Origin of the sequence: Companilactobacillus halodurans, assembly GCF_009600985.1 — a bacterium.
GTDB classification, from domain to species: Bacteria; Bacillota; Bacilli; order Lactobacillales; family Lactobacillaceae; genus Companilactobacillus; species Companilactobacillus halodurans.
In genome coordinates, this window is record NZ_VDFP01000140.1 from 1 (window position 1) to 1,382 (window position 1,382).

At 35.0% G+C, this 1,382-nt stretch carries 1 protein-coding gene and 1 pseudogene; both read left to right on the top strand.

What is annotated here, in order from left to right; all coding sequences use genetic code 11:
* Positions 1 to 1,264: ribonucleotide reductase large subunit (locus FHL06_RS13080; protein ID WP_475392986.1), on the top strand; the 1,264-nt coding region annotated here is incomplete at its 5' end.
* A 15-nt stretch (positions 1,265 to 1,279) separates the two neighbouring features.
* Positions 1,280 to 1,382: pseudogene (locus FHL06_RS13085) on the top strand (class 1b ribonucleoside-diphosphate reductase subunit beta); the annotation flags it as partial.

A 1,382-nucleotide genomic window follows, 5' to 3' on the forward strand; every position in this document is an offset into this window, starting at 1 on the left:
TTTATTTAGCCCTTATTCAGTTGAAAAAGTCTATGGTATACCTTTCTCATATGTCGATATCACTAAAGAATACGACAACATGGTTAAAGATGATCGTATTAAGAAATACAAAATCGAAGCTCGTGAACTTGAAGATGAAATCAGTAAACTACAACAAGAATCTGGCTATCCATATGTTCTAAATATTGATACGGTTAACCGTGACAATCCAATTGACGGAAAAATTATTATGAGTAATCTTTGTACCGAGATTCAACAAGTACAAATTCCTTCAGAATTAAACGATGCTCAAGAATATACTAAACTTGGAACTGATGTCAGCTGTAATCTAGGATCAACTAATATTCTAAACATGATGCAAAGTCCTGATTTTGGAAAATCAATTCGTTCAATGACAAGAGCATTGACCTTTGTCAGTGACGCTTCTAATATCTCTGCAGTTCCTCCGGTAGCTCACGGTAACAAAATGAGTCATTCTATCGGTCTAGGTGCTATGGGACTTCATACCTTCTTGGCATGTCATCATCTTGAGTATGGCTCACCAGAAGCCATTGAATTTATTAACGTTTACTTTATGTTACTTAACTACTGGACTTTGGTTGAAAGTAATAATATTGCTAAGGAACGTCATGAAACTTTTGCTAATTTTGAAAAGTCAAAATATGCTGACGGATCTTACTTTGACAAATATGTCGCTACTAACTTTGCTCCTAAATTAGCCGAAGTAAAGGATTTATTTAAAGATATCTTTATTCCTGAACCTAGTGACTGGGACAAATTGAAGCAAGACGTTATGCGTGATGGCCTTTATAACGCTTATCGTATGGCCGTAGCACCTACTGGTTCAATCTCTTATATCAACAATACCAGTGCTAGTTTACAGCCAGTAACTCGTCTTGTTGAGGAACGCCAAGAAAAGAAAAACGGTAAATTATATTTCCCTGCACCTTTCTTAAGTAATGATACAATCAAATACTATAAGTCCGCTTATGATACTGATATGCGTAAAGTAATTGATACTTATGCTTCAGCTCAAGAACATATTGATCAAGGTATGAGTTTAACTTTATTCATGCGTTCTGAAATACCTGCTGGCCTTTACGACTGGAAAGACGCAAACGACACTAAACAGACAACTCGTGATTTAAGTATTTTACGTAATTACGCTTATTACAAAGGTATCAAATCTCTTTACTATGTCAGAACATTTACAGAGAACAATGACGAAATTGGCAGTAATGAATGCGAAAGCTGCTCTATCTAGGAGGAAATTTTTATAATGGTTGATACATACTACAAATCAATGAACTGGAATAAACTAGAAGACCAAATTGATAAGGAAACTTGGGAAAAGTTAACTTCACAATTTTGGTTGGATACAC